Raw genomic sequence first — 16337 nt, forward strand, 5'->3', positions numbered from 1 at the left:
TCGGCAGCTCGGCGTTACGGTACGGCCGAGACGCGTCCGAGGGGCCGCAGGGCTTCGTGTCCGGCGCCCCTCGGCAGGTCGTTCTCCTGAACGGAGACCATCCATGAGAACTCTGCAGATTGCGTCGGTGGCCTGTGCCGCCCTGATCATGAGCGGCATGGTGGCCGAAGCGCGTGGCTTCTACGGCGGCCGGGGGGGCTTCCGCGGCGGTGGTTTCCGCGCGGGCGGCGTCCAGGGCGTCCGGGTCGGCGGCTATCGCGGGGGGGTGGGCTATCGCGGCCGTTACGGCGCGGTCGGCCGCTACGGCGCGGTCGGCCGTTACGGCGCGGTCGGCCGATACGGCGGGGTTGGCCGATACGGATACGGATATGGCCGCTACGGCGTCCGTCCCTACGGCTACGGCCTGGGCGCGGCTGCCGTGGGCGCTGCCGCCGCCACCGGATACGGTGCCACCTACGGCCGCTGCGGACCCTACGCCTATTACGATGCCTATGCGGGCGTCTGCCGCCCGTATTGATCCTGCCGCGAGAGGGTCGAGGCCGGCAGACCCCGACCCCCAACCCCCGATCATCCGGCCCGAGCCGGCGGCCCGCCCCGGCAGAGTGGCCCCAGAATGGGTTCGGCCCAAGCCATGACCTTTCGAATCGTCGCCCCGCTCCTTCTCGCCGCCTGCCTGAGCGCACCCGCCCTGGCGCAGCCGTCCGGCTTGCAGCAGCCTGCGGCGCTCATTCACGGCAACTATTGTGGCCTCGGCAGCAATGCCCCGTTGCCGCCCGTCGATGCGCTCGATGCCGCCTGTGCGCATCATGACGCCTGCACCCCCGTCGGCGGATTGCCGTCACGGGCCTGCAATCTGCGGCTTCAATGGGAGACGGACCGCATCGCGCGCGATCTGCGGCAGCCGGACGATATCCGCGCCCTGGCGGGCTTCATCGCAGCCGGGGCCGCGATCTTGCCGTTCGACCCGAATGCCCCGGTGGCCGTGCGGATTCCGGCCTCCGTGCGCTACGACGTTCCTCCGGCTCGCGTCCATCGGGCCGTCTACCGCGCCTATTAGGGCACGACCTCCGGTTGCGTCGGCCGGACAAGGCTGCGGGGCAGCCAAGTCCGGCCGGCGCGGTTAAGTCTGGCCGGCGCGGTCAGCGGCGGAAGCCGCCCCGGAACCCGCCGACGCGCCGTCCGTAAACGGCGCGGCCCCCGTATACGCGGCCCCCCCGATACACCCGCGCACCCCGATAGACGGCACCGCCCCGGTATCCGTAGCGGGCGCCGCCGCGGTATCCGTACACGCCGCCACCCCGGGGCCCGTAGTAGCCCGGTGCGCCGGAGACGTTCAGTCGGCAGGCGCCGTAGGGGCCCCGATGAAATCCGGGCCCACAGCCGCCGGCGGCCTGCGCGGCCGCAATGCCGAGTCCGCCCGAGCCGATGGGAGGCAGGCCCAGCATGGCAGCCAGGGTGAGGGCTGCGAGCGAGATGGTCCGTGTCGCTTTCATCGGGATCTCCTGAATTCGCCGGGTGATGCCATGCAATCCGGATTCTTGTGCTCGATTGACCAATGCTGTCTGCCGTCCATGGGAAAGCGGTCGTCCGGCGATCGCGGCCTTGGCGCCCAAGGGCGGCCTGAAAGGCCGGTCCGTTCCGTCCATTCAGGAAGGGGTACGGGATCGGGCGGCCCCGGATCGGCTGCCGCATCCGGAGGCCGGCTCCCACGCCTCCAGATGCTCGGCGTCGTACCGGACCAGCGTCTGAACGCGTGCGTGAAGGCGGCGGCTTCGGAAAAGCCCAGACAGGCCGAGATCTGCGCCAGCGTCATGTTGGTATCGGCCAGGAGCTGCTGCGCCGTCTCGAACCGGATCTGGGTGGCCACCGACCGGAAGCTCGTGCCTTCGGCCCTCAGGCGGCGGCTGAGGGTGCGCCGATGCACCGCCAGATGGCGCGCGACGGCTTGGCCGGACCACGGATCCTGGATGAACTCCGCGCGGAGCAGCCGCCGCAACCGGTCCGACATCGGGAGCGGAGCTGCCGCCCCGACCTGTCGGATGCGGCCTTCGGCGATCCGGTGTGCCGTCCGATCTGCGCCCGGGACCGGTTGCTCCAGAAGGCGCGCCGGAAAGGCGAGGGCCGCCCATTCCTGATCGAACCTGACGGGCGCGCGGAAGAAGTGCCAATAGGGATCGGTCTGCTCCGGCGGTGCCCGCGGCAGCAGAAGCTCCGACGGGGACCAGCGGGCGCCGCACAGGGCGCGCACGATATTGACGACGGTGGCGAGCGCCCCCTCCGCCTGCAGGCCCACTGCCGTCGCGCCAGTCTCGTAGGGAAAGTAATGAAGCAGCGCCAAGTCGGCCTCGACGAAGAGTCGGACCGCCGAGCCGCAGGTCCAGGCCCAGGGCCGGGTCTCCAGCACATGGAGGGCGTCGCCGATGGTCGCCGCGTTCCGGATCAGGATGTTGCTGGGCCCGAGCTTGGCGAGGGCAATGCGCTGCCCCACCAGCAGGCCGAGATGGCCGCACCGCGTGCGGTTCGCCCCCAACTGGAGCACGCGGCCGAGCGCGGCGTTCGAGATCGGGCTGGCATCGTCTCCGGACGCCCAGCGATCGCAACCGGCCTCGCGCAGGATGTGGACGGGATCGGCGCCGAGTTCCCGGAGAGCGGCACGGGTCGCGCTCGCGACGCCGCCATGAACGGTTTCGACGGAGGGGGAAAGATCCGCATCCGATGGGTGGAAGAATTCGAGACTGTCACAAGAGTCTTCGCACACGAGAGCGAGGCGACTGGTCATTGCACAAATCCCATTTCTCCAATTCGGGCTCAATTCAAAATCTTGCCCTCCCGGCGGCATTGCGCTGGATCAATATTGTCAAAAAATCTGTGACATGTTTTGAATATGCAACTAAAATGCAGTATTCATGAAGGGTTTTGTCCGGGCACAGGTGGTCGATCGGCGTTTTCGCAATCGTGCGTCGGTATCTGCGGCTCCGGCCATGTCGCGCACGGCGCGGCGTGGTGCACGGCGGCGGGGAAGGCCTGGCTCCCGCCCTCTCCGGAGAACAACGCGGCCGAGATCCGGGTGACGGACCGGGAACGGCGGGCGGCCTCGCGCGGGGCGATGCCGGCCCGGCGCCGCGCCTCCACCCGCAGCCGCGCCTCGGCCCGCAGGCCATCGCGCTCACCGGCGGGACGACGGGCAAGGCGACGGACAAGGCGACGGACAAGCCGACGGGCGTGATGCAGCCCTATCCCGCCTGGAAACACCGACATCGCGGCCCGCGGGATCGACATGCGCGCGCCGGAGAACCTGCCGGGCCCAGACGCCGCCGGCCTGCGCGATGCTGGGCCGACCGGGACACCCGGCCGGCGGTCACCGGCTGCTGGGACCGCGCGCGAGCCCCGCCAGGGTGAACAGATCGATCGACAGCTTGGCGCCGACCACGAAGGCGTCGGGGATGGTCTTGCGGTAGAATGGGAACCGGGTCTGGTCCGGACCGACGATGTATTGCAGGTTCGGCGTCAGCCGGATCGCCGGATTGACCTGGATGCCGTAGTTCAGCTCCATCATCACCTGCTGCGTCGGGATCTTGCGGAACAGGCCGAGCGTGCCCTGCGCCAGGGCGATGTTGGACAGGGCGAGCCGGCTGAAGGCCTGCGTGTTGATGACGAAGCCGACCGTGTCGAACGGCCGGCCCGCGAAGGTGCCGGTCTGCAGGGCGCCGATCTCCAGGAAGTGGTCCTCGACGAGCCGGCCCGAGGTGCCGGCCATCGCGACGCCGAACAGCGTCAGGCCCTGGATCGCCTTCGGATCCGGCCGCCACACCATCTGGTCGAACCGGGCGTAGACACCCGAGCGGCCGAACCGGGTCATCGCCGGCAGGCCGGTGAGCACCGCGGGCCGCCCGGTCACGTCGCGCACCGGATCCGCGTAATCCGAGGCATCGTACCGGCCGCCGATCCCGTAATTGCGGGGCAGCACGTCGTTGGCGAAGGTGGTCGTGTAGCCGAGTTCGAACGGCACGATGGCGCCCGTCGCGCCCTCGAGCGAGAAGTCGAGGCCGTTGTCGCCCGGCTGCTGATGCCGCGGGTTCACCTCGTAGGCGCCGACATGGAAAAACGTCGTGTCGGTGAGCCACGCCCTGGCATGCGCTCCCCAGCTGGAGACCGGCCAGAAGGTGAAGTTCGAGGTCTTGAACACGAAGGTCGGGTTGCCGCAGGCTGAATTAGACTGGAAGTTGCAATAGAGCGGCGAATTCAGGAAGCTGATATTGGCGACCAAGCGGCCGGCCTCGACGTCGAGACGATTGTCGAACAGCTTCTGCTGGTAGGAGAGCAGCGTCAGCCGGGTGGTCTGGCCGCCGCCGTAGATCTCCTGCACGCTGGTGTTGTTGCCGATGACATCGTTCGACAGGCTGCGTCCGTGCCGGTTCGTCACCGCCACGTGGAATGCGCCGCCCTCGATCCCGGCGAGGCGCTGCAGGTCGCCGTCGATGCCGAGGACGAGCTGGCCGACATAAGCCGCGCCCTACCGGAGGCCGCCGACCGGGTTGATCGCCCCTTGCCCGGTGTAATTGGCCAGGAGACTGAGGCCGTTGCCGAGATCCACCGTGCCGGGCGGCAGGGTCGGCGGCGTCGCAGTCTGCCCGAGCGTGTCGGCGGCGCCGGCCGCGCTGTCGGCCCCGTCGGAGCCCGGGCCGTTCGATCGCGGCGGCGGGCGGCTGGCCCGGCGCCGCACCACCGGGCCGACGGCCTTGGCCGGCACGGCGCGGCCGGCCCCCGCCTCCTGGCTCCATCCGGGCTGCGGCAGCGCCAAGCCCAACGCGAGCGCGAGCGCGAGCGCGGCGCGCATCGCCAAACCGTTCATGACGGATCCCCCCGTGACGCTCTGTGGTGTCCGGGCCCGGTCGTGCGCCGGGCTCCGGATCGGGGCCTCAGCCTGGGCGCTTCTTGATGAGGCCCACCGTGAGCGCGGTGACCAGGGTGCCGGCGGCGAGCGCCAGGACGGCGCCCGGCAGGTTCGTGACGGCGTTCGGGATCGGCAGGACGAACAGGCCGCCATGCGGCACCTTCAGGGTCACGCCGAGGGTGAGCGCCAGGGCGCTCGCCACCGCGGACCCCGCGACCAGAGACGGGATCACCCGGAGGGGGTCGGCCGCCGCGAAGGGGATCGCCCCCTCGGTGATGAAGGCCGCCCCCAGCACGGCGGCGGCGCCGCCGGCCTCGCGCTCGGCTTGCGTGAAGCGGGCCGGGAACAGGCGGGTCGCCAAGGCGAGGCCCAGCGGCGGGGTCATCTCGCCAAGCATCGCCGCCGCCATGGGCGCGTCGACGCCGGAGGAGAGCAGGGCCGCCGCCGAGGCGTAGGCGGCCTTGTTGATCGGGCCGCCCATGTCGACCGCCATCATGCCGCTGAGGACGAGCCCGAGCACCAGGGCGCTCGCCCCCTGCATGCCCTTGAGCCAGGTCGTGAGCGCCGACCGCACCGCCGCGACCGGCACGCCGACCACGTAGATCATCAGGAGGTTGGTGATCGTGGTGGCGAGGAGCGGCAGGATCAGGACCGGCTTCAGGCCCTCGAGGTTCCTGGGCAGCCGGATATGCGTGTTGAGGAAGCGGGCGGTGTAGCCGGCGATGAACCCGGCCGCGATGCCGCCGAGGAAGCCGGCCTGGAGATTGGCCGCCAGCATGCCGCCGATCATGCCGGGGGCGATCCCGGGCCGGTCGGCGATCGAGTAGGCGATGTAGCCGGCGAGCGCCGGGACGATCAGCGCGAAGGCCGCCTTGGCGCCGATCTGCCCGAGGGCGTAGCCCAGGGTTCCCGCGTGGTCCGGCGCCATGGCGTCGATCCCGCCGACCCCGGGGGGCTCGGCGCGCGCCGGTTCGATTTCCCGGTGGTGCTGATCGACCGGGCCGGACCGCCGGGGGCCTACGACAGCGTCGTCCTCGACAACGTGGCGGCCTGCGCGACCCTCGTCGATCATCTGGCGGCCCAGGGCTACGGGCGGATCGGCGGCCTGTTTGGCTCGACGAGTTCGACCGCGCAGGAGCGCCGTGCCGGCTATCTGGAGGCGATGGGGCGGCACGGCTTGGCGCCGCAGATCCGCAGCGTGCCCCCGAACGCGGCCGCGGCGATGGCGGAGGCCACGCGCTGGTTCCAGGAGCCCGACAGGCCGGAGGCGCTCGTGGTCTCGAACGGGCTCATCCTGATGGGGGCCGTGCGGGCGGCCCGTGCCCTGAATCTCGCGCTCCCGCGGGATCTCGCGCTCGCCGGCTTCGACAACGAGCCGTGGACCGAACTCGCCGAACCGGGCCTCACCGTGATCGAGCAACCGGTCGCCGAGATCGGCACCCAGGCGATGCGCCTGTTGTTCGAGCGGATCGAGAGGCCGGATCAGCCGGTCCGGCGCGTGGTCCTCAGCGGCTGTCTCGTCCCGCGCGGTTCGACTGGGACACGGTGACGGTCTGCCTGAGCGCGCGCGCGGCGCCGCGGATCGGGGTGTCTACCGGGCGGAACACGCCACCGGTTCCGGCCGCGCGGGGCGTTGGGTCGGCGGCCCGCGCCGGGCAGCGCCCGAAGCGGGTCTTCCGGCTACCCAGGGCAAACGCCATGCGGTAGCCTCCCGCCGGGCCCGGTCCGGACGAGCGGTCCCGGTCCACCTGCCGAAGGCTTCGGCGCGCACCTCCGGATGCCGGGCCGCGACCGGCCGGATCGGCTGCGCGAAGGCTCCGACGGCCGGCACGGTCTCCGGTCGCGAAGGGCATGACCGACAGGGTGCCCGAGGCCCGGGACGACACCGCAGACATCCGCGCCTTCGAAACAGGATCCGACGATGACCGACGAACCGCACGGCCTCGATCGCGGCTTGACCAATTACGGCGATCGCGACTTCGCGCGCTACCTGCGCCGGTCCTTCGCCCGCTCCATGGGCATCTCGGTCGGACTCCTGAACAAGCCGGTGGTCGGCATCGCGATGACGCCGTCGGGCTTCAACAACTGCCACCGGGGCATGCCCGAGCTGGTGGAGGCGGTCTCCCGCGGCGTGCTGGCGGCCGGCGCCCTGCCGCGGCCCTTCCCCACCGTGTCGCTCGGCGAGGTTTTCCTCAACCCGACCAGCATGATGTATCGCAACCTGATGGCCATGGACACCGAGGAGATGATCGGGGCCCAGCCCATGGACGCGGTCGTGCTGATCGGCGGCTGCGACAAGACCGTGCCGGCCCAGCTCATGGGGGCGGCTTCCGCCGACCTGCCGGCGATCCAGCTCGTCACCGGGCCGATGTCCACCGGGCGCCACCGCGGGCAGAGGCTCGGCGCCTGCACGGATTGCCGGGGCTTCTGGGCCAAGTACCGGGCCGGCACCGTCGATGCGGAGGAGATCGCCGAAGTCGAGGGACGGCTCTCGGTCACGCAGGGCACCTGCGCGGTGATGGGCACGGCCTCGACCATGGCGTGCATCGCCGAGGCGCTGGGCCTGTCGCTGCCCGGCACCGCGGCGATCCCCGCGGTGCATTCCGACCGGCTGGTGGCCGCCGAGGAGACCGGCCGGGCCGCCGTGCGTCTCATCGGGACGAAGATCCGGCCCTCCCAGGTCATCACCGAGAAGTCGGTCGAGAACGCGATCCGGGTGCTGATGGCGGTCTCGGGCTCGACCAACGCCATCGTGCATCTCACGGCGATCGCCGGGCGGCTCGGCATCCGGGTCTCCCCCGAGCGCTTCAACCAGATCTCGGACGAGACACCGGTTCTGGTCGATCTGAAGCCCGTGGGTCAGGGGTACATGGAGGATTTCCACGCCGCCGGCGGCATGGGGGCGCTGTTGCGCGAGCTGCGGCCGCTCCTGCACCTTGACACCGTCGATGTGGAGGGCCGCACCCTCGCCGAGCGCCTGGACGAGCCCGCCGGCTGGGTCGACCGCACAGTGATCCGCCCCTTCGCCGAGCCGGTCTCGGCCGTGGGCGGGTTGGTCGCCCTGTCGGGCAGCCTCGCCCCGGACGGAGCGATCTTCAAGCGCGCGGCCGCGACCCCGGCGCTGTTCGAATCCGAGGGCCGGGCGGTGGTGTTCACCGGCCTGGAGGATCTCTCCGCCCGCATCGACGATCCCGACCTCGACGTCGAGCCGGGCGATATCCTCGTGCTGCAGAACGCCGGTCCCCACGCCGCCGGCATGCCGGAGGCCGGGTACCTGCCGATCCCGAAGAAGCTCGCCCGGGCGGGGGTGACGGACATGGTGCGGATCTCCGACGCCCGGATGTCCGGTACGGCGTTCGGCTCGATCGTCCTGCACGTGGCGCCCGAGGCGGCGGTGGGCGGACCGCTGGCGGCGGTGCGCGACGGCGACCGGATCCGCCTGTCGATCCGGGACAGGCGGGTCGACCTGCTGGTCGAGGCCGACGAGATCGCCCGCAGGCTCGCTGACCACCGGCCGCCGCCGGCCCCGGCCCGGGGCTACAAGGCCCTCTACCGCCGCACCGTCACGCAGGCCCCGCACGGCTGCGACTTCGACTTCCTGACGAAGGTCGACGCCTAGAGCTTCGTCCGATCGCGCGGCCGGCCTGCGTCGTCGGGTCGACCGTCGCGACGTCCGATCCTATCCGATCTCTCGCCTCGGTTCGGCGGTGAGGCCGTCGAAATAATCGAAGAAGACGCGGTCCGGATCGTACCTGTCGCGCAGGTCGCACAGCCTCCGCCACTTCTCGGGCGTGAAGGCCTGGGCGACGATCTCGGGCTGTTCGACCGTGTTGGTCTCGCCGATGTAGTACCCGACGTTGAACGGTTTCAAGACGGCGGTCACCGCCCGATGCCATTCGGCATTGACGGCGTCGGCATCCGCATCGTGCCACATCGTCCAGGGGCCGCCATAGATCTTGGAGGTGATCGAGCGCGCCATGTCCCGTTGCGGCCCCGGAACATGGGGCCCGCAGAAGATCGTCGTCAGGAACACCGAGATCGCCGAGGGGGCCCGCTGCCAGGCCGGCAGGATGGCCGCCATCACCGCGCCGGGGCAGTGGTCGGAATAGGTGGCTTCGACTCTGGATCGCACGCCCTCCGGGAAAAGCGCGCCGGAGGCATCGAAGAGCTGCTCGAAATCGAGGGGCGTGACCCGGGAACGCGACAGCGGCTCGACCGGCGCATCGTCCAGCGGCTGCAAGGCGCGCCGGGCCACTTCCGGATCGTCCTCGAAGGCGGTCGCGGTGACCATGCAGACCCAGCCGTTGCTGCCGGCCGCCCTGTCCGCCAGCGCGGGCGGGGCCTGGACGAGGAACAGGGTCAGCTCGACGCTGGGCGAGATCGCCGGTGCGGCTTGCCCCAGCCAGGTGCCGACAGCCGGGGCATCCGCGAGCCGATAGAAGGACTGACTGCCATGTATCGCCCTCGGCAGCGGGTGAAGTTTCAGAAAGTATTTCGTGACGATGCCGAAGAAACCCGAGCCTGCGCCGCGTGCGGCCCAGAAGAAATCCGCGTTCTCGGACTCGCTCGCCCAGATCAGCGTGCCCTCGGCCGTGACGAGTTCGATCGCCTCCAGGCTCTCGGTGCCGTATCCCCAGACCGTGGGGTTCCAGGCCATGCCGCCACCGAGGAAGTAGCCGCTGGCCTTGACCTGCGGACAATGGCCGGTCGGAAAGGCGAGCCCGTGGGCGTTGAGCGCCGTCTGGATCTCGCGATTGCTGAGGATGGGCTGGATGACCGCCCTGCGATGCTCGACATCGATCGAGAGGATCCTGTTGAGGCGTTCAAGGTCGATCAGGATGCCGCCGTTGCGCAGCGTCGGCTGGCACCAATTGTGGCCGCCGCCGCGGACGACCACCTTGAGGCCATGCGCGCGGGCGAACTTTACGGTGGCGATGATGTCGTCCTCGTCGGCCACCTTCACGATCATGCGCGGCGCCCGGTCCGGGATCAGCCGGTTCCACAGATTCCCATGAAGGGCGTCCCGGAACTGCGCATCGCCCGCGTCGATGACGGGACCCTTGCAGAGCGTCCTCAGATCCTGAGCATTCATGGCCAAGCCCTGCACGAGCAAGGAACCCGCCCGGACCGATCTGCCCGAGCGGGTTCAAGGTTGCGGTCGGTCGCCCGGCCCGACCCTCAATAGGGGACGCGGTCCGCCTTCTGGGCGTATTTCTTCCACACCTCCACGGCTTCTTCGCGCATGATCTGTTGGGTCGGGATCGAGCGCTCCCCGACATCCTTCTTGAGTTCGGCGTAGATCATGCTGTCGTCGAAGCCGCCGTATTCGAGCGCGTCCTCGACCTGAGCCGCATAGTAGACATTTTTGATCCCGGCCCAATACGCGGCCGCCATGCACATCGGGCAGGGCTCGGCGCTGGTATAGAGCGTCGCGTCCCGCAGCTTGAAGGTACCCTGCGACTTGCAGGCCTTGCGGATGGCCTCGATCTCCCCGTGCCACGTCGGATCGTTCTCGGCGACGACGCGATTGGCGCCCTCCGCGATGATCTCGCCGTCTTGGACGATCACGCAGCCGAACACGCCGCCGGCACTGTCGACCAGCGACGTCTTCTCCGACAGCGCGATCGCGCGGGCCATGAACTGTTCGTGTTTTTCGGTCATCGAATCCTCTGCATCGTCATGTTTTCAGGCCAAGTGCGACTATGATCTGCGGCGATGTTCTTGTCGATGTCCGGGGGGATGGGCGTCGATCAACGGATTTGAACTTGGTGCCGTATGATCAAGAATCCTGCCTCGGAGACCGGCATCGCCTTCGGTTCGGGACAGATGGTCTCGTGGGTCGATGAAACCGCGCAGGTTGCGAGGGGGGGCGGGATCGAGCCGCGCCCGCATCCGCCGCGATGGTTCTCGCAGATCAGGTCGTCCCGCCAAGGCCGTGCGTCCCGTGAAGCGCATGTCCGTTCGCCAATACCGGATGGTCATGATCCGACGACGATCTGACTAGACATGGCACCGGGAGACGCGTCAACGCCGTCAAGACATCCGCCGCAATTGAATTGTAAATATTCACGAATGCAATAAATATCTGAAGCATAGACGATCAGATTCGCCGGGGTCGCGGTTCCTGCAGCAGATCCGAGGCGTTGCAGTCGCGCCGTGGAGTTTGCGAAGTCGAATGGCGCTCGGTCTGAGACGCAGGAACAAGAAAAAATATTTCCGCCTCCGCCTCGTCCGTTTGGCCAGCGCGCCGCCTTTTTGTTGTCGCTCCGTCCCAGACCTGCGGCACGCGAGGCGCCGGCGCGCTGGAAAAAGTCCGGCGATTCTGGCTGCGTCCCCGAGATATAACTATCCTTTCGATGTTTTGGTTCAAAGAACGATCTATACCTGTATTGTATTATATTTACAATATTTACATTGGCCTTTTCTGCCAAGGCCTTGACTTTAACTGGTGTCGGCTTGTTGATGGGGGCATGCAGAGCGACGCCGCCGGCGGAACGGCGGCTATGCGATGCGAGACCAATCTTCGGCTGTTCCTCCTCGTCTTTCGTGGGGCGGCGGGCTTCTTCAAGTCTGCCGTGGTCGCGGTGTGATGGTCCCCGAACCGATGCTTCGATCCGCCCGGCGGTGTGGCTCGGTTTAGCGCCGAGGGCTGCACCCCGCTTCGCACGAGCGGGCGAGGGCAGGGCGTCGTGCAACGGAAGTGCGTCGGTTCATGAGCGGTGCCTCGACGTCCGTCACCATCGTGACGCAGACGACCATTCGGCCGGAGAGCGCCGACGCCTTCGCCCGATGGCAGTCCGACACCCATGCCGTCGTGGCGACCTTTCCGGGCTTCATCGAGCAGCAGCTCATCCCGCCGCGGCCGCCGCTGCAGGTGGATTGGGTCATCCTGCAGCGCTTCAGCGGCCTGGAGCAGGCGCGGGCGTGGCTGGCCTCGCCCGAGCGGCAGGCCCGGATCGAGGGCGCCACGCCCATGCTCGTGGGCCGCGACGACGTCCATATCGTCAAGGACGATGCCAGTGCAGCCCGCACGTCGCCGGTCAGCGCGGTGATCAGCACCCGCGTGAAGCCCGGCCTGGAGGCCGCCTACCTCAAGTGGGAGCAGAAGATCGCCGCCGCCCAGTCGAAGGCGCCCGGCATGCAGGGCTACCGGTTCGAGCCGGCCGTGCCGGGGGTGCAGGAGGATTACGTCGCGATCCTGCGCTTCGACGGCGAGGCGAACCTGCAAACCTGGATGGACTCGCCCGAGCGGCGGGCCCTCGTCGCCGAAGCGGCGCCGCTGACCGCGGAATTCCACACGCGGACGGTGCAGAGCGGCTTCGAGCAATGGTTCCGCACCGTCGCCCCGGCCGGAGGCCCGGCGCCCGCGGCGTGGAAGATGAACATGATCGTCGTGCTGACGCTCTACCCCACCGTGTTCCTGTGGGGGGTCCTGGTCGGCACGCCGATCCTCTCCGGGATGCTGAAGCTGGATTTCCCGGTCGCCCTGTTCATCGGCAACGTGTTCAGCGTGCTCCTCACCGCGCAGATGGTGCCCTGGACGGCTCGGCGGCTGGGCTGGTGGCTGTCGCCGGCTCCGGGGCGGCGGGCCCGGGCCAACCTTCAGGGCGCCGCGCTGCTGATCGCCGCCTACGCGATCATGATCCTTGCCTTCTGGAAGCTGTCTTGACCGGGCTCCGGTTGCTATCCCGGATGAGGCCGTTCTCCGCGGCGGGTCTGCTGATCCTGGCCTGCGGATCCGGGCCGGTCGGGCTGGCCCGGGCCGAGCCTTCGCCGGATTCGGCCACGTCCCCGGCTCCGGAGGTCGCCGGGGCGGCAGGCGGCACGCGCGTTCCCGGGGCGCGGGCTCCGGCCCGCGCGGAGCGCCAGGAGGCCGGGGTTTCCGTGGCGGCCGCCACCGTGATGGCGGCGCCGCCGCCCTCGTACCTCGGCTTCTCCGACACGGTGGTCAGCTACCGCTTCCAGGGCCCGTCGGCGGAGCCCGGGCTCTTCGTGCGGCGTCCCGACGGCACGGCGCAGGGTGGGTTCGCCCCGCGCGAGGTGCCGAAGAACGTCGTCAACGTGTTTCACGCCGACTCATGGGCTTACGGCACCAACCTCATCTCCCTCGACATCCTCACATCCGGCTCCCAGGATCCTGCGGGCGACAAGCGGCGCCCGTTCAAGGATTACGGCGCGACCGAAATCTACCTGATCTATCGCGGCGTCCTGAGCCTCAACAAAATCTTCGATACCGAGACCTTCGCGATTCCGGGCTTCGTCAAGGATGTCGGCCTGTCGTTCGGGGCCGACATCAACACCAAGGACACGTATTTCGACGCTGAGAAGCGGGCCGGCACCTTCGGCCTCAGCTTCGCCTTCGACGTGCCGGCCGGGTTCGTGAACCTGAAGGTCCAGGGCTACAAGGACTTCTCCCGCAACGGCTTTGCGGGGAACGGGCCCACGCCGGGCATCCCCGGGAATGGCGCCGTGCCGGGCTTCGATTACTCGCACTTCCGCAGTGTCGAGTTCAAGTTGACCCCGGAATTCGAGATCACCTACACGATCCCGCTGCCGTTCACCGGGCTGCCGCTGTCCCTGGCCGGCTTCAACACGATCATCCTGCCCAAGGGGCGCTACGGCACGATCAACCAGAACGACACGCAATTGGAGTTCGCCTCACAGACGAACCTTGTCCTGGATGTCGGGCAGTTGCTCGCCGGGACCCCCAACCGGGTCGAGGTCTTCGCCGGGTTCCAGTATTGGCGCAACAAGTTCGGCGCCGACCCGCGGCGCACCATCAACACCGAGGAAAAGGCGCTGATCGCGGGGGTCGCCTACCACCTGAAGTGACGGCGACGCGCGTCCCCGCTCGCGGTGCGGGGGATGGCGCCGACGTCTCGGGGCCGGCGTCCCGGAAGGCCGCGCCGCCGGGACCGGCCCCGCGCCCTCAGGTGCGCACCAGCTTGGACACGACGGCCAGCAGCTGCTCGGGCTTGAACGGCTTGGTGATCCAGCCGGTCGCCCCGGCCGCCTTCGCCTGCTGCTTGATGCCCTCGTCCGATTCCGTGCTCAGGAAGAGGATCGGAACGCCCGTGCAGGCGGGCAACGTCCGCAATTGCTTGATCATCTCCAGCCCGTTCATCACCGGCATGTTGAGATCCGTGATGACGAGGTTGAGGCTGGCGCTCTTGGCTTTCGCCAAGCCTTCGGCGCCATCGCCGGCCTCGATCACCGTGTGGCCGGCCGGGCCGAGGACGACCTTGATCATCTGCCGGATGCTGGGCGAGTCGTCGACGGCGAGGACAGTGGCCATGACAAGGATTCCGTTCTTGTGCTTGAAGCGTGGGCCTAGCGGAGTGCCTGGCCGGGGAGGGCGATCGCAGCGCGCTGGAACGCGCCGCTGACCGCTGGCGGCACATTGGCCAGCGCGATCTCCGTGGCTTGACGCTGTGCCGCCTTGTCCGCCGCGAGCACGATCTGGACGAAGGTGATGTCCGCGCGCTCGACCGCCGCGCAGTCCAGGGTGACGCGCGTCGCGCCGGCGAGGGCCGTCGCCAAAACGCCCTGCAGCGACCGGACCGTCCGGATGGTGCAGTCGGATTCGAGCGTGAGGACGGAAGCCTCGGACATGCGGGTTCAGGCCCTCGACGACAGGATTGGGCGCCGCTGCGCCTCTCCGGCGGAGACAACACCGCGGCGGGTAAATTCTTTCTGACCGACGGCAGACCAATCCACCGCTGTTGCCGCCGCCGCCGGACGCTGCACAGCTGAAATTCGATTCAGCATGGAACGGAATTCAAGCGTCAATACAGAAATCTGTTGTCTCGCTCTTGCGCTTCATTGCCGGTGATAACGCTTTCTTTAACGGCGATCCTTACCGTCGGGCCGACGCCGTCCATCGGTTTGCGGCTTGACCGGCGCGCGACGGTCGACGCCGAGAGATCCGACATCTGATGTCCTTCCAAGCTGCCCACGACATTCTCAGGCAGGTCCCGGCCCGCTTCCGGCGGGCCGACGGACGGCGCGGATCCGGCGCAGTGCCCGGCGCGGTGTCCGGCTCCGCGCTCGCGCCGCCGGATCGTCCCGAGACGATGGCATCCCCTGCCGCCGATACGTCGCCGGCGCCGCAGATCGAGATCCCGGCCGACCCGGCGGCCGCCACGCGGTCGGCCGATCTGCTCCAGGCCTGGCTCGGCCTCTCGGCGCAGCAGCGGGGGCTCCTGGACGCCCTCATCGCCGAGCTCGGGATCGTCTCCGCGGATGTAGAGGCGAATGTCCACGGCCTGTCCAACCGCTTTCAGAACATCGCGGCCTCGACCTGCGAGCAGTCGGAGATCGTGCGCGGCCTCGTCGCCTCGGTTCAGACCGTACGGATCGACGACAAGACCCTGGACCTCGGAGATGTCGCCGCCGGCCTCGGCGAGACGCTCGCCGCGCTGATCGCGCGGATCACGCTGATGTCCTCCCGCGGGACGACCCTCGCGCAGGGGCTGGCGGGGGCGCTCGACGGCCTGTCGTCGGTCGAGGGCAGCGTGGCGGAGATCGAGAAGATCAACCGCCAGACCAACCTGCTTGCCCTGAACGCCAAGATCGAGGCCGCCCGGGCCGGCAGCAGCGGCGCGGCCTTCGCGGTGGTCGCCGACGAGGTGCGCGGCCTCGCCACGACCATCAACGCCCTGTCGGACGTGATCAAGCAGCAGATTGGCACCATGGCGGCCGACCTGCGCAGCAGCCACGCCCTGCTGGGCGACATCGCGGCGATCGACATGTCCGAGGAGAGCCGCACCGCCGAGCTGCGCGTCCGCATGGTGATGCGGGCCCTCGTCGAGCAGAACGCCCAGGTCGCCGGCGTCCTGCGCCAGACCGCCGAGACGACGCAGGCCATCACCGAGGACGTGTCGGCGGCGATCGTGGCGATGCAGTTCCAGGACCGGGCCAAGCAGCGCATCGAGAACGTCGAAGGCCTGCTGCGCGCGGCCGGTGCGGAACTCGGCCGTCTCTCCGGAGCGAGCGCGGGCGACGGCGCGGTGCCGGATTCCAGCGCCGACCCGGCCTGGATCGAGGCGGCGATCGCGCGCTGCACCCTCGGCGAGGTCCGGGCGCGCCTGACGGAGCGACTGCTCGGGGTCGCCCCGGTCGCGCAGCGCCCGGCCGCCGACGATCTGGACGGCATCGACCTGTTCTGAACCCGAGCGCGCCGCCAGGCGCGGTCCGCGGGCAATCCGGTCCGGTCCGGCCCGGTCGGCGGTTGCGCCGCGGCCGGGGCTTCGGCGCCGGATCTGCCGCGATCGGCCCCACGTCTCATCCCCGTCTCTCCACCGGCCGCACCCAGCAGGGCCGCGGCCCCCATCCGCATGGGATGCACGACGAGAGCCCGTGCCGGACCGACCGGCGCAGGATGCCGGATACGGCGATCCTGTGATCCACGGCTCACGCGATCTCAGTGTCCGATAATCAAATA

The 16337-nt window shown here is 69.3% G+C and carries 16 protein-coding genes and 1 pseudogene; 7 read left to right on the forward strand and 10 right to left on the reverse strand.

The window, feature by feature from the left end:
* The first annotated feature begins 103 nt into the window (after positions 1-103).
* Positions 104-517, forward strand: coding sequence for a hypothetical protein (locus MCBMB27_RS20745; RefSeq protein WP_053610305.1), 414 nt, complete (start codon positions 104-106; stop codon positions 515-517).
* 114 nt (positions 518-631) lie between these two features.
* Positions 632-1057 carry a hypothetical protein gene (locus tag MCBMB27_RS20750; protein WP_075382055.1) on the forward strand — a complete coding sequence of 142 codons (426 nt, stop codon included), beginning with the start codon at positions 632-634 and terminating at the stop codon, positions 1055-1057.
* A gap of 82 nt (positions 1058-1139) precedes the next feature.
* On the opposite strand, the gene MCBMB27_RS20755 is transcribed toward MCBMB27_RS20750, so the two are convergent.
* The 4 genes and pseudogenes from MCBMB27_RS20755 to MCBMB27_RS29255 form a co-directional block, all read right to left on the reverse strand.
* Complete coding sequence (locus MCBMB27_RS20755) at positions 1140-1493, reverse strand: GCG_CRPN prefix-to-repeats domain-containing protein (RefSeq protein WP_075381189.1); 354 nt, start codon at positions 1491-1493, stop codon at positions 1140-1142.
* The gene (locus MCBMB27_RS20760; RefSeq protein WP_075381190.1) at positions 1490-2779 is read right to left on the reverse strand and encodes an AraC family transcriptional regulator; all 1290 of its coding nucleotides are present in this window, start codon (positions 2777-2779) and stop codon (positions 1490-1492) included. The genes MCBMB27_RS20755 and MCBMB27_RS20760 overlap by 4 nt, the downstream gene beginning before the upstream one ends.
* A 579-nt stretch (positions 2780-3358) precedes the next feature.
* Positions 3359-4852 (reverse strand): annotated as a pseudogene (locus tag MCBMB27_RS20765) (carbohydrate porin).
* Positions 4853-4919: 67 nt separating this feature from the next.
* Positions 4920-5822 carry a PTS fructose transporter subunit IIC gene (locus tag MCBMB27_RS29255; RefSeq protein ID WP_236952763.1) on the reverse strand — a complete coding sequence of 301 codons (903 nt, stop codon included), beginning with the start codon at positions 5820-5822 and terminating at the stop codon, positions 4920-4922.
* Between MCBMB27_RS29255 and MCBMB27_RS20775 the strand changes: the two genes are divergently transcribed.
* Positions 5808-6443, forward strand: coding sequence for a LacI family DNA-binding transcriptional regulator (locus tag MCBMB27_RS20775; RefSeq protein ID WP_236952764.1), 636 nt, complete (start codon positions 5808-5810; stop codon positions 6441-6443). The two genes, MCBMB27_RS29255 and MCBMB27_RS20775, sit on opposite strands and share 15 nt — an antisense overlap.
* A 372-nt stretch (positions 6444-6815) precedes the next feature.
* Positions 6816-8513 (forward strand): dihydroxy-acid dehydratase, encoded by a 1698-nt coding sequence (locus MCBMB27_RS20780; RefSeq protein ID WP_075381191.1) that lies wholly within the window; start codon positions 6816-6818, stop codon positions 8511-8513.
* A 60-nt stretch (positions 8514-8573) separates the two neighbouring features.
* On the opposite strand, the gene MCBMB27_RS20785 is transcribed toward MCBMB27_RS20780, so the two are convergent.
* The 3 genes from MCBMB27_RS20785 to MCBMB27_RS29750 form a co-directional block, all read right to left on the reverse strand.
* Entirely contained in the window at positions 8574-9986 is a 1413-nt protein-coding gene (locus tag MCBMB27_RS20785; RefSeq protein WP_075382056.1) for an FAD-binding oxidoreductase, read from the reverse strand.
* Positions 9987-10072: 86 nt separating this feature from the next.
* Complete coding sequence (locus MCBMB27_RS20790; RefSeq protein ID WP_043354062.1) at positions 10073-10555, reverse strand: nucleoside deaminase; 483 nt, start codon at positions 10553-10555, stop codon at positions 10073-10075.
* A gap of 317 nt (positions 10556-10872) precedes the next feature.
* Positions 10873-11589, reverse strand: coding sequence for a hypothetical protein (locus MCBMB27_RS29750; protein ID WP_139231679.1), 717 nt, complete (start codon positions 11587-11589; stop codon positions 10873-10875).
* A gap of 17 nt (positions 11590-11606) precedes the next feature.
* On the opposite strand from MCBMB27_RS29750, the gene MCBMB27_RS20795 reads away from it, so the two are divergent.
* Together MCBMB27_RS20795 and MCBMB27_RS20800 are read left to right on the forward strand one after the other, a co-directional pair.
* The gene (locus MCBMB27_RS20795) at positions 11607-12563 is read left to right on the forward strand and encodes an antibiotic biosynthesis monooxygenase (RefSeq protein WP_043760000.1); all 957 of its coding nucleotides are present in this window, start codon (positions 11607-11609) and stop codon (positions 12561-12563) included.
* Positions 12564-12586: 23 nt separating this feature from the next.
* Positions 12587-13726, forward strand: coding sequence for a hypothetical protein (locus tag MCBMB27_RS20800; protein WP_075381192.1), 1140 nt, complete (start codon positions 12587-12589; stop codon positions 13724-13726).
* A gap of 97 nt (positions 13727-13823) precedes the next feature.
* Here MCBMB27_RS20800 and MCBMB27_RS20805 read toward each other — a convergent pair whose 3' ends face one another.
* The 3 genes from MCBMB27_RS20805 to MCBMB27_RS29755 form a co-directional block, all read right to left on the reverse strand.
* Positions 13824-14189 (reverse strand): response regulator, encoded by a 366-nt coding sequence (locus tag MCBMB27_RS20805; RefSeq protein WP_075381193.1) that lies wholly within the window; start codon positions 14187-14189, stop codon positions 13824-13826.
* Between the two features lie 35 nt (positions 14190-14224).
* The gene (locus MCBMB27_RS20810; protein ID WP_075381194.1) at positions 14225-14506 is read right to left on the reverse strand and encodes an STAS domain-containing protein; all 282 of its coding nucleotides are present in this window, start codon (positions 14504-14506) and stop codon (positions 14225-14227) included.
* A 173-nt stretch (positions 14507-14679) separates the two neighbouring features.
* Positions 14680-14826 carry a hypothetical protein gene (locus tag MCBMB27_RS29755; protein WP_158498479.1) on the reverse strand — a complete coding sequence of 49 codons (147 nt, stop codon included), beginning with the start codon at positions 14824-14826 and terminating at the stop codon, positions 14680-14682.
* Positions 14827-14967: 141 nt separating this feature from the next.
* Between MCBMB27_RS29755 and MCBMB27_RS30625 the strand changes: the two genes are divergently transcribed.
* Positions 14968-16062, forward strand: coding sequence for a methyl-accepting chemotaxis protein (locus MCBMB27_RS30625; RefSeq protein ID WP_261340790.1), 1095 nt, complete (start codon positions 14968-14970; stop codon positions 16060-16062).
* Positions 16063-16337: the final 275 nt, after the last annotated feature.

It is taken from the genome of Methylobacterium phyllosphaerae, from assembly GCF_001936175.1.
GTDB classification, from domain to species: Bacteria; Pseudomonadota; Alphaproteobacteria; order Rhizobiales; family Beijerinckiaceae; genus Methylobacterium; species Methylobacterium fujisawaense.